This is a genomic window from Bifidobacterium saguini DSM 23967 (genome assembly GCF_000741715.1).
GTDB lineage: Bacteria > Actinomycetota > Actinomycetes > Actinomycetales > Bifidobacteriaceae > Bifidobacterium > Bifidobacterium saguini.
The window spans coordinates 15,299-37,975 of record NZ_JGZN01000005.1 but is presented as its reverse complement, the minus strand read 5'-3'; the positions used below and the strand labels follow the sequence as shown (position 1 = coordinate 37,975).

Annotated in this window: 16 protein-coding genes; 6 read left to right on the top strand and 10 right to left on the bottom strand. The window is 51.1% G+C overall.

The genetic code is table 11. The annotated features are described in order from the left end of the window. Nucleotides 1-118 precede the first annotated feature (118 nt). Nucleotides 119-1,069, bottom strand: coding sequence for a virulence RhuM family protein/type II toxin-antitoxin system death-on-curing family toxin (locus BISA_RS02365; RefSeq protein WP_033890163.1), 951 nt, complete (start codon nucleotides 1,067-1,069; stop codon nucleotides 119-121). Nucleotides 1,070-1,190: 121 nt separating this feature from the next. Further along, nucleotides 1,191-2,663, bottom strand: a complete 1,473-nt coding sequence (locus BISA_RS02360) for a xylulokinase (protein ID WP_033890009.1) — start codon at nucleotides 2,661-2,663, stop codon at nucleotides 1,191-1,193. Between the two features lie 120 nt (nucleotides 2,664-2,783). On the opposite strand from BISA_RS02360, the gene BISA_RS02355 reads away from it, so the two are divergent. Then, nucleotides 2,784-3,611 carry an aldo/keto reductase gene (locus tag BISA_RS02355; protein WP_033890008.1) on the top strand — a complete coding sequence of 276 codons (828 nt, stop codon included), beginning with the start codon at nucleotides 2,784-2,786 and terminating at the stop codon, nucleotides 3,609-3,611. A 129-nt stretch (nucleotides 3,612-3,740) separates the two neighbouring features. On the opposite strand, the gene BISA_RS02350 is transcribed toward BISA_RS02355, so the two are convergent. The 4 genes from BISA_RS02350 to BISA_RS12770 form a co-directional block, all read right to left on the bottom strand. Further along, nucleotides 3,741-4,205 (bottom strand): hypothetical protein, encoded by a 465-nt coding sequence (locus BISA_RS02350; RefSeq protein ID WP_081889978.1) that lies wholly within the window; start codon nucleotides 4,203-4,205, stop codon nucleotides 3,741-3,743. A 145-nt stretch (nucleotides 4,206-4,350) separates the two neighbouring features. Further along, nucleotides 4,351-5,418 carry an Abi family protein gene (locus BISA_RS02345; RefSeq protein WP_081889977.1) on the bottom strand — a complete coding sequence of 356 codons (1,068 nt, stop codon included), beginning with the start codon at nucleotides 5,416-5,418 and terminating at the stop codon, nucleotides 4,351-4,353. Nucleotides 5,419-5,420: 2 nt separating this feature from the next. Next, nucleotides 5,421-6,068: a 5' nucleotidase, NT5C type gene (locus BISA_RS02340; protein ID WP_033890005.1), complete on the bottom strand. Its 648-nt coding sequence runs from the start codon at nucleotides 6,066-6,068 to the stop codon at nucleotides 5,421-5,423. Further along, complete coding sequence (locus BISA_RS12770) at nucleotides 6,065-7,120, bottom strand: hypothetical protein (RefSeq protein WP_033890003.1); 1,056 nt, start codon at nucleotides 7,118-7,120, stop codon at nucleotides 6,065-6,067. Before BISA_RS12770 ends, BISA_RS02340 begins: the two co-directional genes overlap by 4 nt. Before the next feature lie 342 nt (nucleotides 7,121-7,462). Here BISA_RS12770 and BISA_RS13560 point away from each other — a divergent pair, with 342 nt between their 5' ends. The 4 genes from BISA_RS13560 (at nucleotide 7,463) to BISA_RS02315 (ending at nucleotide 10,537) form a co-directional block, all read left to right on the top strand. Further along, nucleotides 7,463-7,831: a DpnI domain-containing protein gene (locus BISA_RS13560; protein WP_420308621.1), complete on the top strand. Its 369-nt coding sequence runs from the start codon at nucleotides 7,463-7,465 to the stop codon at nucleotides 7,829-7,831. A gap of 108 nt (nucleotides 7,832-7,939) precedes the next feature. Then, on the top strand, nucleotides 7,940-8,707 hold the full coding sequence (locus BISA_RS02325) for a hypothetical protein (RefSeq protein WP_033890002.1): 768 nt from the start codon (nucleotides 7,940-7,942) through the stop codon (nucleotides 8,705-8,707). A gap of 19 nt (nucleotides 8,708-8,726) precedes the next feature. Further along, a complete protein-coding gene (locus tag BISA_RS02320; RefSeq protein WP_033890001.1) occupies nucleotides 8,727-9,656 on the top strand; it encodes a hypothetical protein in 930 nt (309 codons plus the stop codon). Nucleotides 9,657-9,667: 11 nt separating this feature from the next. Then, on the top strand, nucleotides 9,668-10,537 hold the full coding sequence (locus tag BISA_RS02315) for an ImmA/IrrE family metallo-endopeptidase (RefSeq protein ID WP_033889999.1): 870 nt from the start codon (nucleotides 9,668-9,670) through the stop codon (nucleotides 10,535-10,537). 208 nt (nucleotides 10,538-10,745) lie between these two features. Here the strand turns inward: BISA_RS02315 and dcm are convergent, their stop codons facing one another. After that, complete coding sequence (dcm, locus tag BISA_RS02305) at nucleotides 10,746-11,891, bottom strand: DNA cytosine methyltransferase (RefSeq protein ID WP_033890161.1); 1,146 nt, start codon at nucleotides 11,889-11,891, stop codon at nucleotides 10,746-10,748. A 130-nt stretch (nucleotides 11,892-12,021) separates the two neighbouring features. Here dcm and BISA_RS02300 point away from each other — a divergent pair, with 130 nt between their 5' ends. Further along, entirely contained in the window at nucleotides 12,022-12,948 is a 927-nt protein-coding gene (locus tag BISA_RS02300; RefSeq protein WP_033889997.1) for a type II restriction endonuclease, read from the top strand. A gap of 682 nt (nucleotides 12,949-13,630) precedes the next feature. Here the strand turns inward: BISA_RS02300 and BISA_RS02295 are convergent. From BISA_RS02295 to BISA_RS02285, 3 genes are all read right to left on the bottom strand, one after another. Further along, nucleotides 13,631-14,680: a hypothetical protein gene (locus BISA_RS02295; RefSeq protein ID WP_152597212.1), complete on the bottom strand. Its 1,050-nt coding sequence runs from the start codon at nucleotides 14,678-14,680 to the stop codon at nucleotides 13,631-13,633. A gap of 252 nt (nucleotides 14,681-14,932) precedes the next feature. Then, on the bottom strand, nucleotides 14,933-19,138 hold the full coding sequence (locus tag BISA_RS02290) for a UvrD-helicase domain-containing protein (RefSeq protein WP_051917299.1): 4,206 nt from the start codon (nucleotides 19,136-19,138) through the stop codon (nucleotides 14,933-14,935). Nucleotides 19,139-19,150: 12 nt separating this feature from the next. Next, a complete protein-coding gene (locus tag BISA_RS02285) occupies nucleotides 19,151-22,609 on the bottom strand; it encodes a PD-(D/E)XK nuclease family protein (RefSeq protein ID WP_033889994.1) in 3,459 nt (1,152 codons plus the stop codon). Nucleotides 22,610-22,677: the final 68 nt, after the last annotated feature.

Below are 22,677 nucleotides of genomic sequence, written 5' to 3'. Positions count from 1 at the left end.
AACGTTCACTTTCACCCGTATCGTGAGATATCACGCAGTTTCAGCAATCAGCACCCCGCTTATTCAGTGGATTTATGTCAACAATCGATGCGAAAACCGCACTATTACAGTCAGTTAATTACCTTCTGTTCTGAGGCGACAGCATGCGCTCGACTAAATCAATCATCAAATCCTTTTCACCGGGGTCGCTCACGGCAATCAATAGCGTGATGGCGGCAAGATCATTATTGGTAATAATCGGCTTGCCAGTTTGGGCAAAAGCATCGGCATTACCTTCTAGGAAACTCACGAACATCGCAGCCGCCATGCGCTTATTGCCATCAGCAAATGGATGGTCTTTTACTACGAAATACAGCAGATGCGCAGCTTTTTCCTCAACGGTAGGATATAAATCCTGTCCAGCGAAACTCTGATATATCGCTCCAATGATACGCTCAAGCGCATCGCCACGCTCTTGGCCGAGCAATGTATCGTCTGGATATTCCTTGCGTAATCGCGCCGCCATAGTTCGCGCAGCCGTAGCTGTAATCGTCCATACTGGTTTTACTATTGGATTTGGCGAGAGTTCATTCGCATCATAGTCACGAAGTATGTCTAATCCCGGTAAGTAGCTCGAAACAACATCCGCAATGCCTGCGGCAAGCTGATCATTACTGCGTGCAAGGACGGTAACGACTTTCTCCAACTGTTGCAGTCTCTGTTCATTGGCTGCATAACCGTCTATAAGGTATTGTCTCAGCACATTCGTAGCCCAGCGGCGAAAACTGGTAGCCCGTTTGGAATTGACACGGTACCCGACTGAAATAACCATGTCTAAGCTATACACTTTTACAACACGCCGGATACGACGGGAACCTTCGATATGAACTTGTTCCATTTTGGAACAAGTTGAATCATCAAGTTCACCGTCAGCCAGAATATTCTTAATGTGTCTGGTCATCGCCTGACTTTTTGTACCGAATAATTCCGCCATCTGAGCCTGTGTCAGCCACACCGTATCGCCTTGCACACTGACTTCCAGCTGAACTGAACCATCTTCGGCTCTGTACAGTTCAATATCTTTGACCATTAGCATCCCCGTTCAGTCAAATCTTTGTGGAAAGCTCACCATTGAACACCCACTCTATTTATGCAGCATACGGTATATACATGGTCATTCGCACACGAATACGCTACAGGCTTGACGGATTTCACTGAATTTGGCCATTTAACGAAGCAACCGCTGGATACAGCTTGCAGAACCTCGGGTAACTCTCGTCATAGATGTGCACGGCTGCTGGATTTGGCACGTAGGTAGTGGTTTCGGCAATGTTCGCGGCAAGATCCGGTTGCTCGAATACCAGCGAAGCAAGCGCCACCGCTGGCAGAATATCGGCGTTGGCGTAAACGTCGATTGAGCGCCCAAGCACATCGGCGAGGATTTGGCACCATGCGCTTTCGCGAGCGCCGCCGCCAATCAGGGATATGGAGACCGGCGCGGCGTCGAAGCTTTCCATGCCCTGCCGAATCGAGAACGCCACGCCTTCCAATGCCGCCCGAGCCATATCCGCTTGCGTGGTGTCCGGTGTGATGCCCACATACGCGCCGCGAATGGTCGGATTCATCACCGGGAACCGCTCCCCCACCAAGTACGGCAGGCAGAGCACGCCATTGGCACCGGGCGCTGACGTCGTAATCATCCGATGTGTTTCGGCATAATTGCCGCCGGCAAATACGCCGGTCACCCACTTGTGCACGTCACCGGCATTGAGGAACGGCACCGCGTTCACGAATCCTGATGCCACGCCGAACTTCAGGTTCGCGGCACCAGGCTTATTGACAAATGGTTCCGAAGATACGGTGGCAATCCAACCGGATGTGCCGATATTGATGTTGTACTGGCCAGGCTTGGCAACACCGCTGGCGAATGTGGTGGCACCCGCGTCGCCAATGCCGGCATATACCGCAGTACCGGCAGCAAATCCTGTAAGCGCCGCAGCCGCTGCAGTCGCAGTGCCGATGCAATCCTGTGGCTTATGCAATTCAGGCAAGATTGTGCTATCAATTCCCGCAGCTTCGCACAGTTCCTTATCCCATTGCCCTTCGCGTATGTTCATGGCGCCTGCTGTGGAGCATGCCGCCACATCACCAATGCACGTGCCCGTCAACTGTGCGATGAGATAATCCTTGGAACTGATCAGCACATGGTGCACACGTGCGAACAGATCAGGCTCATGATCGCGCAGCCACATGAGCTTCGGCAATGGCAGGCATCCTTCCAGCCGATTGCCCACAGTTTCCAAGAATCGTGCTGCGCCACCCCGGTACGCATTGCCAAGCTGCTCGGCTTCGTCATCCGCACGACCATCCGAATACAGAATCGCGTTGCATACCGGCTGGAACTTGGCATCTAACGCGATGACATCCTGCATCTGACCGCTGAAAATAATGCCCGCAATCTGTGCGGCATTGAATCCAGACTGGCTCTCCCGTGCTTGGGCCACCAGTGACCGGGATACCTTGCAGAACGCCTGCCACCATTCATGTGAATCCTGCTCGCGGAAATCGCCATTGATAATCAGTGTCAAATCACTGCCGGCGCTGGCAACGATCTGTCCATCCTCAGCCACCAGCGCACCTTTCAGCGCTGTGGTTCCTGCGTCAAACGCCGCCGCATACTGCATAAATTCACTCCGTCACCTAGGTCACGGTGAGATTCCTCACCAAGCAAAATCCATCTCAACAGCTGTTCTGCTTCGTAGAATAGCTCAGGAACGTATTGACATTGAGTTAAGCGAGGCATTATGGCGATTCAATCGACGATTACCCTTAACAATGGCACGGTGATTCCTCAGGTTGGTTTGGGGGTATTCCAGACTCCTGATGGCGAAACGACCATCAACGCTGTGCAGACGGCTCTGGAGAATGGTTACCGTCACATTGATACGGCGATGATCTACCGTAACGAGGCTTCCGTGGGCGAAGGCATTCGCCGTGCCGGCCTGCCGCGTGAGGATTTCTTCGTAACCACCAAGCTATGGAATGACGATATTCGCGCACACCGTGGCTTGGATGCATTCCAGGAAAGCCTGGACCGCTTGGGGCTGGATTATGTGGATTTGTATCTGATTCATTGGCCGGCGGACGGCTGGCAGCAGGCTTGGGATGACCTGCAGGAGATTTACCAGTCCGGCCGCGCCAAGGCGATTGGTGTGAGCAACTTCCAGCAGCACCATATTGAGGAGCTGCTGAAGAACAGCGATGTGGTTCCTGCGGTCGATCAGATTGAGTCCTCCCCTCAGTTCACCAATCAGGAGCTGATTGATTTCCTTGCCGGCAAGGGCATTCATACCGAGGCCTGGAGCCCGCTGGGTGGCACTGGCGGCAATCTGCTTGCCGAGCCGGTGCTGGCTGAGATTGGTGCGAAGTATGACAAGTCTGCAGCCCAGGTGGTAATTCGTTGGCATATTCAGCGCGGCATCGTCGTGCTGCCGAAGTCCACGCACACCGAGCGCATCAAGCAGAACTTCGACGTGTTCGACTTCAACTTGGCGCCTGAGGATATGGCTGCCGTCACCGCGCTCAACACTGGCAAACGCAACGGCGCCGACCCAGACAACTTCGATTTCTAACCATTGCGATGCAACTCGGCATCTTGTTGTAGACGCGCCCTTCGGCTCCCCTCTTCTCGAGGGGAGCCTTCAGCGAAACTGACTGAGCGAGTCGACTCGCAGACGGATCCGCGCTCCGACGTATATCCGTCAGTTTTCCTCGTCTTCTCCATCGGCATCGTAAAAATCACCAAACTGCCCATCGCCGCCGAATGCGTTTTCGAAGAAGCTGCTGTATTCACTGAAGACATTGTCGTCTCCGTAAACGGGCACGTCTTCTCCATCGGCATCCTTCACGCTGCCTGCAGCAGTTTCCGGCTCCTCCTGGATGTGCACCGGATCTGCAACATGCAGATAGCCGCCGTCAGCCTTCTGCTGGGCACGGTTCACCTCTTCCCACGCGTTCTCCCAGTTGAACAGCTCCTCGGCATAACCCGGGTATGGCTCCTTATTCTTGGTTTCCCAATCAATAATCTGCTTGGGAGTCACCGGCTGGGAAGGTACGAACTCTTCAGTAAGTCCTTCCGGAATCGGAACGGTGTAATCTTCCAGACGATCATCATCGTCATCGCGAGGATCCTTGAAGCTCACAGTGGTCTTAATCGGGGTGTTCATGATTATCTCCTTAATCTTCAGCGGCCAGCTGCCCTGTGCAACCGGCTCATTGCCTTACACCTTCATTAACCGGACAAGTACGCTAAAACCCGAGACACGCCTCAAATTTCAACGTTTTCAGACGGTTAGAGAACCTGCCGATTGTTTATGCACGTCCTGACTGTTCCGGCAAATCAAAATTCCATAGAATCTGATTCTTCCAATTGTCCGGAATACCCATTGTTGCGTTAGGGCTCATACCTGGAATATCCGTAGGGAATTCCTCTAGGCACCGCTTAAGAGCCAACGCCTCTTCATCATCTGCGAGATTGCGCAGCATATATGCGATGACGGCAATCTGACCATAGATTTTGGTCTGCTTATGCCCTCGCTTGAGCTCCTTCTGCAGTTCCTTATAAGCAGCCCAATTAGCACGCGCCTGTTGAACACGGCGCAGAGCATACAGCTGATTAGCCTCCTGAGCGTGAATCAGTTCCGGCCGCTGCTCCCAATTAGGAATACTGTCAAATTCTCGGTCAAACAAACGATCTTGATGAGCGGCGCCATTGCGCAAATCAACAAGTACATTCAGCCATGTCTGCAAAGCATCACGGCTCACACCGAAATCCGCAGCGATTTCATCTCCATCCTCAGGCTTAATGCATGAAATCAGGATAATGAGATTGCCGAGAGTCATGGCTTCAGTCGCAACCCAGATAGGCATTTCTCCGTCATAGTCACGCTTGAAGTGTTCGGCATAATCTTCATCGCTACGGCCGATTTCCCGCATGAACGAATTAATGAAGCTGGAATAAGCAACCACATCAAGATCATCTCGAAGCATCATCGGCTTGAGATAGGCAAAAGCATCCCTGTGGCCAAGTACGTACCCAAGCTTGACGCGTAAAGCTACTTCGATTTTGCTCAATGCCGAATATAACGCTGCTCGAAGTCTCTCGTCATACCGGTATAAGCGCATAACATGCTCGAATTTGGCACCCTCGATAAACTCGTCAGATCGCTTATTGGAACTGGGATCAATCTTGCGGAACGGATACCAATATCCGCTTAGACGGTAATAGCCGATACGGGCGAATTCCATCGAGAACTCATGCGCGTCAGTCATGCCGCGCGCTTCCACTTGCTTGATCTGGTCATCGATGCTCAACCAAGGCTTGGAATAGTGAGGCTTTCCACTCATCAATAATGCTCCTTTGCTTTGTGAATACGACATTCCTATTGCTCTCCTTCTCCTGTTTCCGGCCACTGCTCGAACCAGTCAAGCAACTGCTGTGTTGCAGAGCGGCTCCAATCATGTATTCGTGGGCCAACGAAATTCTGGTTGTATGGTTGATCAAAAACAACGACGTGCTGCCCGACTTTGCGCAATGCGGTGATATTCGACGGACTATCGTCTATATGCACGGTGGCTTGCATGCTGTCTTTTAAGCCGGTAAAGCACAACGACATATAAGGAATACCCCACGTATCTAGCCATTGCGCGGTATCCGAGACCGCCATCTGATGCTGCCCGGAGACAAACAGCCGATGGGTGACTATACGAATGTACACATGGTTTTCCGCGAGGAACCGCAACGCTTCCGGTGCTCCCTCTATCGGACGCATCGTGGCATATAAATGCTCTTGTTCCGCGGCCTTATGTGCGGCAAGGTACTCTTCCCGAGTACGGAACGGCCATCCAGCATTTTCATACAGCGCGTAATTGTTCTCTTCGGGATGGGCATCAGGATTCATCACGCCGTGGTCAACAAGATAATCACGCAGGGCACCTGAATAATCGGCACATACACCATCAAGATCAAGATTCAAGACCCGATACCCCGTTACACCTACTTGTTGGTTGCGGTATTGTTCTGGAATCACCGAGCACCTCCTCGTGTCTGTGCACTTATTCCTGACTGTATCGCAGAATTCCACAACTGGTATGCACCATCTTGCGGAAACGGCCATACGTCGGAAGCGCGAAATCGAAGAATATGCAGAGACTCCGCAAGAGCTTCGGAATCTGCCACATCAGACCATAAGGCATGAATTTCTTCCTCTACGGAGTTATCTAAGAGAAGCTCATCCGCATCCGGGAAGGCACGCTCAATCCACTTGCCGCCGTCACGGCATACCACGCACACCGGCATCTTCAATGTCTCACTGCGAGCTACGGTCATGCCACAAAGCCCGCATACATGCTGTGCCAATAGCGCATAGCTTTCAATCAATCGGTCCATCTCCGCGCACTGCCCTTCACTCATATCTCCGGCTCCTGCTGATTCATAAGAGATATGAAGATCGCCGCACTGTTTTTGTGCCTCCACGATTCGGAATTGCCGCAGATGTTCCTTATCAATCACCCGTTGAATGTCTTCGATAAGTTCAGCACCAAACCGTAAACGCCAGCCCAGCGGCAGGTTCAGCAAAGGCCGCGCCCATGAATAGTGATGCTCCAGCGAGTAATACAGCATCGGGCGCGACTGATATGCGCAGAGCAGATGCCGCAGCAACACCAAGCTGGGCTTCATCGCAAGAATACGGAGCCTATCGCACGCGGTGAAATCATACCGATGATTCCACGTATGCACGCTGTCTAGAGATGAATCCACCACGTGCAGCACCAGGTCATACCTGTCACGCTGCTCCCGCTGCCAGCGGATATAGGCAATCATCTCCTCTCGATGGTCCAAGTCGGGCTCATTCCTGCTGCTTTGCACCTGGGCGCACAGGCACATGTAATACGATCCCAGAGCCGGATTATGTTCTGGAATCCATCCATGTCCGGAGAGCATTGATTCGAATCGGTAACTGAGTGCAATAAACACGGCACCCGTTTCGATTTTCGAATCGTGAACAAGCTCCTGCAATTGGAACGTCTCCAATTCATCCAGAAAATCCGAACGGGACCGATGCGGCCAACTATGCATCATTTCAATAAGCTCCTTTCTGCGGCACTCGGCGCCACGGTTGATCCAGCCACTGATGCAGCGAATTTCATCATTTGCGCAATCGTTTCCAGCTCTTCCCAGAGCCACACTCCCAGTAACCGGACAATCCAATCAGCACATACGACACGCCTCGAATTTCAAGGAAAAGGACAGTTGTCCGGTTAGAAAAAGCACAAGGAAAAACCAATACAAACGAAGCGAGGTAATACCTATGACATCTGAAAAGAAAACATTCGGAGATGCAGGAGAGCTGTTAATAGCCAAGCACGTTCCCTGTCCAAAGTGCAAAACCGGAAAGCTCTGTCTCCTGCGGCAGAACTTCAAATGCGCAGACATCATCTGCGACTTTTCGGATTCCTTGCTCAGGTGAAAAGCAAACATGTACAAAAGCTGTCAGATTCTTTCGATGGAACAATTCCTGGAGCAGCATGGAAACCGCAGGAGGAGCGAATGAATGCTGGCATCTACTTCAGCTTGTACATCGTACTGGTAGATCCTGATAACAACGCAAGGATTTTCTTCATTCCCCAAGAATTGCAGACTCGCGAAATGTTCCAGCCGAGAGAGCCACTAGGACCTAACGCGAAACGCGCAGGATGGCAAGGATTCAACATTGTCTGCAGCAAAGCTCTCGGAGCCCCGATTCCTCTTTGCCTCAATGGAGAAAATGTATTTCGTCTAGAGTACAAGTGAGATACGAAAAGGCAATCCGACATCGCACGCTGTTCCTTAATCTAAATCAGCTTGATGACAATGAAGCTGGTAGTAAGCTAGAAATGTTGCCGTTCAGCGGGAGGGATTATGACAGCGAAGTACAACAGGGAAGCTCTCGTCAATCGCAATTACTGGGCATTGTTCTCTCTTCTGGAGAATTTCTTCTCCAAACAACTGAGAAGATATCCAGCTCTGGTTTACAAATATGGAGATGACGCCGAGCAGTGGGCCCTCACCTTCATCTTCCGCAACACAAGAGAAAAAATGGAGTCCCTGTCATACGACACTTCTTCATGCAATCCCAAACTCGCTGAACTATTCACTTCATGCAGCACCGATGAAGAATTTGAAAAGAATGTGCTGGGATCCGCGAAGCAATGGCTTGTTGACTTGTTTGATCAGACCGAGTTCGGTCGAACAAGACGAGTCGTTGAGAAAGATATGGAAGAGCATAGAGAAACGTTCGCCAAAGTAGACAAAACCAACTTGTGGCATTTACTCGCATGTCCTTCTACTCGTTCTCAACTTTCCGAAAAGGAACTTCGCTCATCCGCACGGCGACATAAAGACCTCATCAAATGGCCCAACGACCAAAAATACGACGAATTCCGCCAAGGGAAACGCTCTAAAATGCCTCCGTTGGCACGTACTCCGATTGTCGCTTGTTTGCAGGATATTCTGCAAACCGCACGAGGATCCGTAGAAATCAACGTGCTGACACGGCTCATCGTCGGATTACACCCTTACATGGTCCAAGATGGTTCAGATAAAAATATTTTCCTCGTGGACGATGTGGATTGGAATCAAGAAAATCTTCTGTTCGGTGACCTGGGAACCACCGGATATACCTATTAATAAATATGGAAGGTGAATCATGGTAGAACATACTCACGCAGCAAAGAAGCGCCTGCTGACCCTTCCCTCGGTCACGATTCCTGCTGAAGTCATTCGTATGGACACCCCAGAATATATTAAGCAGCGCTTGCAGAAGCCGGTAGCCAAAGGACAACTGTGGATGGCAAAGACCAACATCGGACACCAGTATGTATTGGTTAGCAATGTAACCGATGACGCGCGCATCATCACAGTGATCCCAATGAGCAACAATACAGCCGTACGAACCGATGATTCGCTCATCGTTCGCAACACTCCCCTGTGCTCGCCAATGGTCGCATGGCCGGCACTTGCAACCGAGGCCCCGGTTCGCATACTGTTCAGGCCACTGGATGAATTCACTCAGGCTGTGACCAATGCACTAACTAACGATTGCGCTGACGATACACTTGGCGTTGAACGCGCAACAGCTCCAGAAGATCCAATGACTTCAGCAGAACAGGAGATCTTCGAAATCCGCAAGCGCATGGAAGCATGGCATCAGTTGTGTAATAGTCTGCCGAAACTGCATGATGACGCAGAATACGAATCCACGGATTCAAATCGAATGGATTATGTGCGTTTATTAACGAAAGAGCTGAAGCTGCCACTCGATAAAGCGATAGATGTTATCGATGGTCGTCTGGCTCTCAGTGCTGCACAACAAAACCAACTGGCCAAGCTTGGAATCAATGCTGAGCTGTTACGGCCACGCACCTTCTCCCTACCTAAGGATTTGCTTATCGAAATCGAGCAGCCCGTATATCGAAGCGCCGCAGACAATTACGCATCTGCAGCTGGCGAAGATTCACGTCTCGCCTTAGCAAAGGACGCTTTCGCCTTGGCAGCGCGCAAAAACGGATATGGTCCTTCTGCCTGGCGAGGTGTAATCAAACAGGCGATCGACCACCACACATCTATATCAGAGTAAGGCTATTCTGCATGCTGGCTGCCACATATCGTTGGGTTGAGGAACAGGTTGAGCTTATGCTCAACCTGGCCACAAGTACTCATCCCAAAACTTTCCTGAGAGATTGTCTGAATGATCCTTTTGGGATTGCACAACATTGGAAGCGGAAGGTACAAGTCCAACTCATTAATCGTTCCGCATATAGTGTCGCCGAGAAAGATGAAGATAGCGACATCTCCGGTCTATGCATGCAACCGGAACAAACGGTTGACGGGAAATACCACCTTATCGTCAATCAATGTGGCTATCTTCCGCGTGATTATTTCACCTTGCTGCACGAACTCGGCCACTATCTACAAAGAACTGATGATGAGCTGATTATTCGGCGAACCATTTTCAACAATATCGCCATGAGTAAAGAAGCCGAGGAAGCAGCCTGTAACCTGTTCGCTTCAAAAGCACTCATGCCGGATGAGTTGATTGCCGAAATCGGTGACTTTCATAAAGCCTCCACGGCAACGACTTTATATACACGTTCGCAGGCCTCACGACCTGCAGTAGCACGTCGAATAGCTGCTCTTCTCGATAATGGGTGGGTCACCATTCTGGATCCCACCAATTCTCTTAAAGTTAGGGCTTTTGCCGATGATCACAGAGAATACGGGCTTCCTCTGGAACTCGAGCTACGCGCTGTAGAACGGTTCCGCGAGCAAGAGCAGTCAAAGAAAAGACTCGAAGAATACACATTCACTGATTCCTATACAGCTCAAGAGGAGCATGATACGAAGATTCATCAGGTAAATGTGAGCATCGCTCCCTCTTGGAGCGGACGCAGGAATACATTCATGTATATCATCGTCAACGAAGGTATGAAATCAGATTCATCAATGCACGAAGGATAGCGGCAATAATTGTACGGCATTACTGATTCCACCAGTTTTGCAAAGAGCAACGCACTTCCTTCTTGTCCATCCACATTCCCATAGATTCTTTTTGCCAGAAACCACTCTGCCAGCGTGAGCTTGTTTTGGTTTGTGCTCGTTTCCCTATGAAAGAAACGAGCACAAACCAAAACAAGCTCACGCCAAAAACTCTATTGAACCTGACCATCTAATCCATGTCTAATACGCGAATCAGTTCGTTTGCAACTGCATGCACGACGGGAACAGCAACACTGTTACCAAATTGTTTGTAAGCCTGCGTATCAGATACCGGAATGATAAATTCTTCTGGAAAACCCTGGAGCCGAGCAGCTTCACGAGGCGTAATCTTGCGAGGATTTTTTCCTTTTTGTTCTATTAATATTTCACTTCCATCTTTGTAATATCTTGCACTTATCGTGTTCGCATACTGGCTATCCGCAGTAAACAGTCCATATCCAAAACCTTTGCCGGCAAGCTTATTCTCTTTCTTTCGTCGCTGGTGTCCTTGCCATAACCGATCACTAATGGTGTACTTGCTATCAACCTCAGGTTCAAGTATGTCGCCTAATCTGGTTGGCGTGCATGGTGGATTCGGATATTCAAATTCTTCCCAGTGTCGAACTTGACTTTTGTCAAATCCGACAATATAGATACGCTCTCGATGTTGAGGAACGCCAAATTTTCTTGCATCAAGGACACGAGCATTAACCGCATACCCAAGATCCTCGAGAGTTTTCCTAATCACTGAAAAAGTCTTACCTTTATCATGTGCCATCAGATTTTTTACGTTTTCCAGCATAAAAGCTTTAGGTCGTTTCGCACGAATGATACGCGCAACGTCAAAGAACAACGTTCCTCTTGTATCTTCGAATCCTCGCTTCAGCCCTGCCATAGAGAACGCTTGACACGGAAAGCCACCCACTAAAATATCGTGATCAGGAATAGTCTCAGCATCTATTTTCGTGATATCTCCAGATGGCTCCTCGCCAAAATTTGCTCGATATGTTTTGACACTAAATGGATTGAATTCGCTTGAGAAAACTACTTTCACGCGACCAGTTTGGACAAACCCAAGTCTCGTTCCACCAATGCCGGCAAATAAATCAATGCTTCGGTAATCCGCAGTTTCTTTATTAGGAAAAGGCGCAGATTCAGGGAACTGCAGAATCGCTTTTAGTTCAAGCGGTTTAGGCTCTGTCTCACCATTTTCCCATCGACGAATAGTTCTATCCCCATACTTGCCTAAACCTGTAGCATCAGCAAGCTCCTTTTGAGTCATATGAAGCCGTTGACGTTTTTCACGTATTAGTGCACTCACTGTTTTTTCAGACATGACCTCGAAGGTACCACAATGTGTCGATAAGAGGACAATCTGTCCCATGAAATCCCAAGAGTTTTGTTTTAAATCAAATTAGTATTGTAATTATGATTAACATTATTTCACACATGAACGCGAGGACGCCATGGATATCGAGGAATATAAGGAAAAGGCGAGAAAACTTCGTACCCAAAAGATGCCTAAACCTTTCGATTTAGCATACGACGCATTCGTCGATTTAGGGTTTGACACCAAGCAACCAGATTTCTTCAAAAACAACGCCAGCGAATTCGTGGAAAGCATGCGTACGAAGTGCTGGGAAAAATATCTGGAAGGCGAGCGGAAGTTCACCACGGAAGCACTTGGACTGCTAGCAGAAAATGATGACTCCTACGATAAACTAAGTGGAGTCGAAGCCGTCACTCAATATGTCACCTTAAACGCTGAGCCAATATATCAGCTCAGCCTTTCCAATACACAGTCACGTCGATCCAGAGCAGGAAAAGAATTTGAAGCCATAATTGAACTGATGTTTATCGGCGCCGGCATTCCCGTGGATTCGCAAGGCAGTATTGGTAAAGATAAGTTCATGCACCGTGGACTTTCCAAACTCGTCGATTTCGTCTCGCCCAGTGTTGTACAATACAACCTCAATAAACTTAATACAGTTCTCGTTTCAGCGAAAACTACATTGCGAGAACGCTGGCAAGAGGTTCCCGAAGAACGCTCTCGGACAGGCGCCCATTCCATGTACTTGGCAACATTGGATACGGATATCACAAAAGAAACACTTGATACATGCTACGAAGCGAATGTCATCATTGCAACCACCAGAAATATTAAACAAGAAAAATATATGAGCGGAAACAACGCTAATCGCGTAGTTACTTTTGAAGATTTGCTGCAATTAGCGTACGATTCGTTCCACAAATGGGATAATTATGTTTTCCGACAAGAAGACATTGACGGAATAAGTAAATATCTGACTAAGCAAATTGCTGCACATCAGAGTCATCCATATGTACGAAATTATTACCAATCACGCCTTACAGAGATTACTATCCCTGATTGAAATCGCCATAGAAACATCTCGGCAAATACGTGACTAGTCTTTTCCGCCGATTATAGAATCGGTGGAAAAGACTAGAAAACACGTTAACTACGCCACTATTAAAGAGAAATCATGACAGTGCAGACCGTCATCGTCAAAGAATCCAACATATCGCAAAACGCGCAGGGAATCCTGAAATCAACTCCAATACAATTGGAAACATCGTGTAAGTTACAAATAATCGTCCAACAATAATTGGGCCCAATCCACTTGCGATATTCAACATTGTATACATATGCTTAGGTATATGACATCCGTACAACAAGTTGCCCGCAGCCGGCCTTGCTTAACTTTCACATGTCCGAAAATCCATAGGTATTTGTCAACGAAAAGCCAGAACAGCAACCCCCTACCAACATTTCATTAATTGAGTCAAATGTTTGAATTTTAATTATGCAGCCGTAACCAATGCAGATTAGTGTCCGCCACCAAAAACAGCAAGTACGCACATTGACAGCGAAGCCACACTGAATCAGCTGCATCGTCAAGAACGAAACCTACTGTACGTAAGCAATGACCCGACCCCGCAAGGAATTGCTAGTCACTGCGGTAAGTTGACTCCACAACTTTTTGAATCTGCAGATAGGTTGCTATGCAGCATAGAATGCACGCTCCTGATAGCAACCTATCTTCCGTTTTCGCATCAGTCAGTACCGTGACCGGCGTAAATCACATCAGCGAAAGCAGTTAACGTGCTTTCCACGTCTACGAACCTGCAGTTGTTATTGATATCGCATTTCGCTTGAAGACCCTTAACCTCGTATTGCTCGGGGACGAAGCGGGCACATTGGGTCGGGTTGCCAGCTCCAGATACGCTCTGGCATGTCCATTCGTCATCGCTTTCGCCACCGTCCTTGAATTCGGCCACGTCGCCGGTAACCTGCGCATCGAACGTGATATTAAAATCACCGTCGCTATCAGGCTTGGCAGAATACTCGGTAATGGTGGAGTTGACTTCGGAGACGTCGTAACGGCATGCGTTGGCAATACTTTTGCCGACCACCAAAGCGAAGTCCTGACCATTCAGATACAGTTCCTTCAGTGTCTGGCACATGCTGAGATTCGAGATTTCGTTCGCCAAATCCTGCTGAATATCCTGATCGGTTGTAATGGCATCCGTGGCCTTCAGCGCATTCATATGGCCAAAGGTAGCCAGTCCAGTGCCCATGGACTTGCCGAAATTACTGTCTGCGGTAATCGTTTCCTTCCAAGAGCCCTCGTACCAGGAACCCTTAGTTTGTACATCATAGACTCCAGGAACCATCGCATACTTCGCATCGGACGTGGTCGCCGCTCCTTTCAAGGTAGCGTCCACAGCGGAAACCATGCGGAACAGCACCGGATTCACCGCTTTCCACTGGTTTCCGTCCTCTTTGCGCATAATCAGATCCACATCCTGCTTCTTACCATCCACCACATAGGAGACGGCAACAGAGCGCACATCATCGCCAACCTTCTGCGAATTGCCAACTTCCACCTGTTCCACAGGCTTGGCCGGCTTGACGTTCAAATAGTTCACCTTCTCATAGAACTGTTGCGTCATCACCGACTGCGCGGCCACAGCCTTGGCGTCTCCTGCAACCACGGAATCCATGATTTTCTGAGCTGCGGAACCCGCACCATCCATACCGCAAGCAGTCAACGGAGCTACCATCGCACAGGCAAGCACAGCAGCTATTACGGTCTTCCTCATTGTTTTCAAGCTTCTCATCGTCTCGTTTCCTTTCACATGTTCCCGATTTACCGGAATCACTGTGATTCGCAATCCCTGCGAACCGTTCACCTCAATAAACCGGACAACATGCAGCAACACCGCGACACGCCTCAAATTTCAAGAAAAAATATCACGCACAGAAAGGCCCTGGACCGAACATATCGCTCGGTTCAGGGCCTTCCTATAGGCACACGGGCAATCGGCCTGAGTCGATTGCCGTGTGCACATCGCTCAGCTCACATCAATCAGTCGATGCCCAGCCAATCCGATGAGACAACGTTCGGTAACGTGATATCCCGGGTAGCGCTGTTCCAAGGCGCGCGCGTAAAGATCCTGCTGGGCTCGGTAATCGCCGGCAAGACGCTGTTGCCAATCGTCTAGAGCCTCCCCGCGCTGCACCCGGTCGGTTTTGTAGTCGAACAATATGATGGATTTCGCGGCATCATCCACCACAAAACCATCGATAACGCCACGGACCACAATCTCCTCATGCTTCATGGAAGCAAGCGAAGAGGCTGCAGCCGAATCCGCAGAACTGTCAACATCCGCGTTACCGCCATTGAGTATCGCCAATTCATGGGCTCCAATCAGCATGGTGAAGGGTTCCTCCCTATGCAGATTATTGGGGTTGGAGCGAATTTGAGCCGCAAGCTTCTGCAACGCCGGTGATTCATCGGCATCGTTTCCATGCTCAGAGCGACCACCGGAGACAAACCACAGTAGATTGTCCATCATCATCTCGCCGCGCAACGTTTCGGCCACTGCAGATGCAATCACATGCTTATACAGCAGCTGATCGATGGCCAGCTCAAGACCGGCTCGGCAAGCTTCAATGTTCTCCGCTTGCTTCCAATCGAAAATCTCCAGCACGTTATGCGCACCAGTACCCACTTCAGCAGGAGATGCCTCATGCTTGGTGGATTCAGCCACCATGAAATCAGGCAGGACAAAGTCCATGCGCCGCCAGTCATCCTTGGTGTCCACAATCACATTTTCTGCCGAATCATCAGCATCATCATCGTCACTATCCGTATCCTGCTGGGCAGCATTGGCCATCCAGTAGCGAGCGCCGGAAGCATTGACGGCCGCAGGCACACGCGGCAAACTGTCACCGTCCACTTCCGGGCGTTGAGCCGCAATATTCATGCGCTTCTTGGTGTATGCATACCCTGGCGTATCCGAGGTCATCTCGGTCTGCGGTTCGGGAGCATCCGCGTGAACGGAAACCGTGATGCGCATGCCCTGTCGGGCGGTTTGTGGATCGGCATCATCGGGGTTTTGGGGAACCGGAATGACGCGGAACTCCCCATCGGAGTGAATACCATCCCAATCATCGGGAGCGTGAGCGCCCGCACCCGGATCCGTCGACTGCTGCCAGGCGAGCAATCCTCCAAGAATCCAGGACAGATAATTGGAGGTTCTCGTCAGCGACTCCGCCGATAGCGCTTTGCGTACTCCGCAAACAGTATCTACTTCTCGCACTGCAACGCCGCTAACGGCATTAGCTACCGCATTCGGGTGATCTTCGGTTTTCTTGCCATTCGCCGCAATGATGAGCTTCTTCTGCGGCCTGGTCAATGCCACGTAGAGCAGGCGCAGCTCCTCCTCCACGCTTTTGCGCTTCAGCTCCTCCATCACATCATCGCGCTGGAACGTACCCAACTTGTATTCGTGCCTTGTGGACACCACATTCATGCCCGCGATGCCATAGTGCGTACCCGGTTTTTCCACCACTGGGACAGATGTCTTCTTCACGTTGTTCAACAGGTCCCCTGAAGCGTTCATCACAATAACCACCGGCCATTGCAAGCCCTTGGCCTTGTGAATGGTCATAACATGCACGGCGTTCTTGGTAGGTACCGTTGAAGCCTCCTCCCCCGCCTTGGTATCCTTCGCCCAGGATTCCACAGCGTCGAGGAAGGCTCGAAGATTACGCCCTTGCGTGGATTCAAAGGTTCTGGCTTTGGCGCACAGCGACTCCAAATTGGCTTTGCGCTGCACACCGTCCGGCAGCAAACCCACATAATCAAATACATCGGTTACCGCATACAGATGCCATAGCACTTCATCCAACGGGTGGCTGGATGCGAAGTTCCGCAGATCATTGAGCAGCTTCAGGAACGCCCGGCATTTGCTGGTCAGTTCCGGAGTGCGCCACTGATGTGCCAAGTCGGTCACGGTATCGTCAGGGCTGGCATCATTCGCGTTATCCGCATGGTCTGTATCGGCCGTCTGTTCACCGGATTTCACCGGCAATCGATTCGCGGGGTCGCTGGCCACCCAAATCTGACCATATAATCCGCCCTTCGTCTGCATGCGCAAGCGTGCCAAATCATCATCAGTGAAGCCAATCGAGCGCAGCACCGCCACCAATGGAATATCCTGATGCGCATTGGCAATGACTCGCAGCCAGTTGAGCGCCAAGGTGATTTCCGATTTCTTATAGAAATCGCCTACGCCCTTCACTTCCACCGGAATGTTGGCAGCCTGCAACCGGTCCGCCAGATCACCGAAATAGGTGGCGCCACGCGAAAGAATCGCGATATCGCCATACGAATAGCCTTCCTGGGCAATCAGTGACTGTACTCGGCGCACAATCATGTCCACTTGCAGCTGGTTCTGCTCGCTGCGCATATTGCCTTGAGGCACCGGCTGGGGTTCTGGCTTATCACCGCCGGGCTCCTCACCACTCTCAGTACGCTCACCTTGCAGGCACAACAGCAATTCCACGGCATCGCTTCGGAACGACGTATCCCGCACCGACGCATCAGCTTGGGCATCGGCTCGCATGCGCAGCCTCTCAGCACGGTAGTCCACCTTGCCCATGTCTTTGGTCATCAGACCATCGAACACAGCGTTCACGAACGTGATGATTTCCGGCGTCGAACGGTAGTTCACCCACAATTGGCTGGTGTGCTCCGGCGGCACCTCATCGCAGATCTCCTTGAATGCTTCAGGAGAGGCATCGCGGAATCCGTAGATGCTTTGCTTGACGTCTCCCACCATCGTGAGCTTGTCCGCTTCACTGCTGATGTATTGGACGAACGCGTTCTGCAACGCGTTATCGTCCTGGCTTTCGTCCACATAGATGTAACGCCACTGATCATGAATGCGTTGCGCCGCTTCCGGCTCCTGCAATATGGAGAGCGCCCATTCCGCAACGTCGCTGAAATCGACCAATCGCATGTGCTCTTTCTTCTTGCGATAGGCATCATTCAGAAGATGAATGAAGTCAACCAGCGTATCCAGACGATGCTTCATCTGCGCATACAGCAGGTTAGTGTCTTCCAGGGGGAAGGCAAATATCGACAGTATCTTTTTCAACGGCTGTTGGACTTTTCCTACCGCACCCGCGAGTTCCTTCACGCCCTCACGCGTGGTGTTGACTTTGTTGTTGAAAATATCTTTCAATACACTTGTATGCTCAGTGCAATTCGTAGTAATGGCATGGTACAGGCCATTACCAGGATGCTCCTGTTCGTCACGGAACAGCGCATACAGTTCATTCCATGTACCGTTGCGCAGCAGTTCCGGCAGATCGCTCAGCTGGGAAAGCGATCGCAAATAATGGCTGTCCTCCGGAAAATTGGTGTCCGGGTATTGCGGGGCATACGTTTCCGCGATGAATTCGATTCGCTTCAGCAACTCCGGATACGCACTGTTGAACTCGGCAATAGCCGTATCGATACGCCGGTCGAGCCCATCGCTCACCCCATACACCGGCTTATCAGCGGCAAACTTCACATCATAGGGCTCACTTAAGTTGCGCAACCATGCGAGACCATCCGGCTTGGTCAACGCTGTGTCATAGAGACGGAACATCAGCGCGCGCAATGAGTTGTCGTTCTGTGCACCGCCGAAACCTTCCAAAAGGTCCATGAAATCATCGTGGTGGCTATCGTTTTCCCCGTACCATTGCTCGAACAGGTCGTCCATAACCTGCCGTTGCAGATCATGGCGCATCGCTTCATCGGAGAGAATCTGTTGCCCCGGCGTCACCTGAGGCAACAGTTCGAAATTACGATCCACGATGTATTTGGCGAGCGCATCGATGGTGCTGATATGTGCGGCCGGCAGGTCATTGAGCGCCTGCGTGAACACCCTGCAGGCCAATGGGCAATCGGTCAGTATTGCCTGTGCCAAGGCCCCATCATTGCCGCCGATAGCATACTCATCATCGTTTTTGATAAGATGCTGCGGGTTGCAATGCGCGTTGGCCGTGGCGAAGTCGATGGCGAAGCGAAGGTTGGACTCCAATCGTCTACGCATTTCCGCCGCCGCAGCCTCCGTGAACGTAATCACCAAGGACGTGCGAATGGACTGCGGGCTTGCGGCATTGCGATTACGCTCCAACAAGTCAAGGAGCACGTCTTGCAGCAGCTGGGTGGTTTTACCGGTGCCAGCGGAAGCATTAATCACATACGTATTCTTGTTCATGGTAGCTATCCCCTACTTCTTCCTCTGAGCCAGTGTCATAGCCGTATTGATGAGCGAGTCTTTCGAAATTTGATCCTCGTAATGGAAAGCTTGGCCGTCCAACATATCCAGGGCAATCACGTCCGCATACGGATTATTGGACACGCCGTCCTTCACTTTTGGCCCCAAGGTCTTAAACGGGTGCACCGGCAGACTCCCAGCCATGATGTTCTCGCAAGCCTCTTGAATCTTAAATTGCACGAAATCACAAATAGCGTTGAACTCGTCGCTCTCTATCTGAGCCCAGATTTCAGGTTTAGCGGTTTTCCACGGCTTCACAATGGTTGAGCCGCCACCCAATTGCATCGTCCAGCTCGAGGCCCAAGCATCATCTTGGAACAATGTCATCACACCGTCGCTCAAAGTGCCTTGTGTTTTCTTCGAGCCCCAATCATTGAATGCTATTGCATCAGTATCAGCGCCTTTACGACGAATCGGCACGAAGCACAGGCCGATAATCGGCACATCGGCATTGCGCTGCGCCGCTCGAGCATAGGTGAACAGCTGGAGTTCGCGTCCATAATGGATGGCAGAACCTTTATCATCCGGCTTGTCCCCCGTTGACTTTGCACCGAACAACTGGTGAGCGGAAGATTTGTAATCCAGCACCAGCAATCCCTCGGTATCCGTCTCGCCATTGGAGGCAATAACCTTATCAATGCGGTCGACTTTACCGTTGACATGCAGTGGGATGGATATTGCTTGCCCATTGACTATCCCATTGAGATAGCCATCGGTCAGCGCTTCCCACTTGCCAGGCTTGCCGCTAATGGTTCCGAACTTCCGTTCGGTATGCAACGGGACAATACGATGCGCCGATATAGGAACCGGCTTAGTCTTTTTGCTCTTTTTCTTATTTTCCGTATCCTTGGGTGGCTCCTGCCGCAGCTTGCCTTCCGTGCACCAGGCGGCGCGAATGCCATCCATATATGCAGCCATATTGAGCAGTGTGTAGGTGAGTTGCTGGTGCACCATGCGCATGCGCTCGCTGGAATCCAAAACAGACATGCGCGGGTCTTCTTCCAGCACACTCCACCGATCATCCTGAGCGGCATCATGGCGATCGAGACGCGCATAATCGCGTATATAGGCCTGCATCTGATGCAGCTCAGGTGCTTCTCCCGGATGTTCGGCAGCCCATCTGCCAACGGCATGTTCCAACACCGCATGGTAGAACACACCCTCCAGGATGGGATCCAATTGGTATGGGCGAAGCGGCTTAATCTTCAGACCACGCTCAAGGAAGTAGTCATACGGATTGCAGTAATACTGCTCGATAGACGACACCGAAGCATCAAACACTCTGGATTCAGTCGCGGCATTGTCGGAATCACTCCCCTGACTCTTGGTGAACAGCAGTGTTGCCAGCTCTCGGTCGAGAGGGTTCGCCTGATCAGGCAGATCGATCAAACGATCTTCGATATCGTGCCTCCATTGCCCGACTGCCGCGTTCGCTTCATCCTGCGCATCAGACGCATGCGGAGCAATGGCATTCACATATGAGGATGGCTGCTGGGCCGCACCATCCAAGGTTTTCGGCCACGTCACAATAAGCGCATCGCTCGCATGCGTGGTAAGCATATTGAACGCCAGCGGTTCTCTCTGAGACTTGGCATCCAAAGTGGAGCGCAGTATCGACCATGCCGCAACCTTCTTGCCGCGCCCAGTCAACACATCGGCCAGCAAGTACCGTTCACTCTCATCCAGCAGCCCGCCTTCATGCGGAATGGCCGGCAGCTGTGATTCGCTGGCACCGAGCACATACACCAGTCGGTATTGCCTCATCGGAGTCGGGAACGTCACCACATCCACAGCATTCAATGCTTTCGGGCGAGCGCCCAGAGGCTCGGAACACAGTAAGGATTCAAGATTGTTCTTGAACGTGGGCGCGAACACGGAAAATGGTTCGTCACCGAATTGTTGCACCATTTCGTTCAACGCGCCCATGACGGTATCCCACACCTGGCGCGTGCGATTAATGCGGCGTTCGTTGCTCTTGCCAGACTCCGCTCCGGTGTTCCACACGGCTTTGTTCACCTTCATATCGATGAGGAACTGCACCAGCGAACGAATCTGGTCACGCACAGTCGCCGTGCTGCCGCCATCATTGCCTTGATAATGAGCACATGCTCTGAGCCCATACTGATGTTCAGCCTGATCTATGCAGGCTTTGATGACGCGAGCAGCCTGCCATTCGGGGGCTAGATTCGCTGAATCTTCCTTAGCATCCTGCCAAATCGTGCGGGGATTTTGAGTAATGAGCAGATTCTCCAACTTGTCCAATGTGGAACGAGAAATCGGCCGGCGTTTCACTGCTCCGGTCTCATAATCCTTATAGTCAATGGTCACTGCGCGCATCAACCCACTGCGGAATACGCGCATCATCGCAGCCGGTTCACGGCGGTAGAAGGCCGGGTCCAGCAATCCGAGAACCACATCCGCCAACGGATCATCGCTCATCATGGCTGCAGGAGTGGTGTTCACCGGCACTGACCTATAAGAGAATTCCGTATCCAGCAGTGCACGATACGGGCTCATATCTCGGGCTGCAACCAATACGTCGCCATAGGAAAGCTTCCCATGTGCCTCCTTGACCCGTCGCACAATATCCGCGGCCACAAATCGAATCTCCTCAGCCGGATTATCGATTGCCTGAATCACGACTGGCACACCATTCACCGGCCGCACAGATGCAAGTGTGCGAGGGCTATCGGTCGAGGAGCCTTCCAGCACCCGCAGTAAATCGCCGTACGGCACCTCACTGACATCCGCATCACAGTCGAGCCGAGAATACCGTTCAATCCATTGCAGGGCCAGCGCTTCCGAAGGCGCGATATTCTCGAAGCCATACAATCCAAATCGATATGCGGAACCATGCGCGGCCAACCATGATTTCATTACGGGAGCGATTTCACCTGGCAGTGCGTAATCATCTGCATACTCATGCTCAACAAGTTCCATCAACGAGTGCAAAGCTTGGAACCGGTCGGCATCGGAGCTTGTACGACTCCTTGCATGCTGGTGCGCCGCAGCAAGAAGATCGTCCGAGTCAACGCCGGATTTACGCAGCTCCTCAATCTGGGCCGCGAACTGATTCACTGAACCAAACGTACGGCCAGCCTCACGAAACAGGTCTGGCCTGTTGCCCATCTCCTGAGCAAGCAAGGCTCGCATGAGGAACGGTGAAAGCGTCGGGCGCATGGATGCGGCATCATCATGGTTGCCAATCACCGAGCGCACAAAACTAATGAAGGAATGGACGCTTACCTCAACCTCGTGCTGCTGCGGCTCGCGGCCACGCATAAAGCGCAACGTTTCACGCTCGGCATAGGAGCGCAGACGAGCCGGTGTGAGTACGACGATATGCCTGCAGCTAGGAGCAGTATTGCCAGACAGCATTCGCTCCAACAGTGATTTCAATGCGCTTGTCATCGTGTTCCCCCTTCATTGGAAGATGCCCTATGGTGTACCTTACCTCGGCACAATGGCCATCTCATGCA

Excerpts from the sequence above, each read along its gene's own strand:
- BISA_RS02365 (WP_033890163.1), bottom strand. The coding sequence starts at position 1,069 with ATGGTCAAAGATATTGAACTGTACAGAGCCGAAGATGGTTCAGTTCAG.
- BISA_RS02360 (WP_033890009.1), bottom strand. The coding sequence starts at position 2,663 with ATGCAGTATGCGGCGGCGTTTGACGCAGGAACCACAGCGCTGAAAGGT.
- BISA_RS02355 (WP_033890008.1), top strand. The coding sequence starts at position 2,784 with ATGGCGATTCAATCGACGATTACCCTTAACAATGGCACGGTGATTCCT.
- BISA_RS02350 (WP_081889978.1), bottom strand. The coding sequence starts at position 4,205 with ATGAACACCCCGATTAAGACCACTGTGAGCTTCAAGGATCCTCGCGAT.
- BISA_RS02345 (WP_081889977.1), bottom strand. The coding sequence starts at position 5,418 with ATGTCGTATTCACAAAGCAAAGGAGCATTATTGATGAGTGGAAAGCCT.
- BISA_RS12770 (WP_033890003.1), bottom strand. The coding sequence starts at position 7,120 with ATGATGCATAGTTGGCCGCATCGGTCCCGTTCGGATTTTCTGGATGAA.
- BISA_RS13560 (WP_420308621.1), top strand. The coding sequence starts at position 7,463 with ATGCGCAGACATCATCTGCGACTTTTCGGATTCCTTGCTCAGGTGAAA.
- BISA_RS02325 (WP_033890002.1), top strand. The coding sequence starts at position 7,940 with ATGACAGCGAAGTACAACAGGGAAGCTCTCGTCAATCGCAATTACTGG.
- BISA_RS02320 (WP_033890001.1), top strand. The coding sequence starts at position 8,727 with ATGGTAGAACATACTCACGCAGCAAAGAAGCGCCTGCTGACCCTTCCC.
- BISA_RS02315 (WP_033889999.1), top strand. The coding sequence starts at position 9,668 with ATGCTGGCTGCCACATATCGTTGGGTTGAGGAACAGGTTGAGCTTATG.
- dcm (WP_033890161.1), bottom strand. The coding sequence starts at position 11,891 with ATGTCTGAAAAAACAGTGAGTGCACTAATACGTGAAAAACGTCAACGG.
- BISA_RS02300 (WP_033889997.1), top strand. The coding sequence starts at position 12,022 with ATGGATATCGAGGAATATAAGGAAAAGGCGAGAAAACTTCGTACCCAA.
- BISA_RS02295 (WP_152597212.1), bottom strand. The coding sequence starts at position 14,680 with ATGAGGAAGACCGTAATAGCTGCTGTGCTTGCCTGTGCGATGGTAGCT.
- BISA_RS02290 (WP_051917299.1), bottom strand. The coding sequence starts at position 19,138 with ATGAACAAGAATACGTATGTGATTAATGCTTCCGCTGGCACCGGTAAA.
- BISA_RS02285 (WP_033889994.1), bottom strand. The coding sequence starts at position 22,609 with ATGACAAGCGCATTGAAATCACTGTTGGAGCGAATGCTGTCTGGCAAT.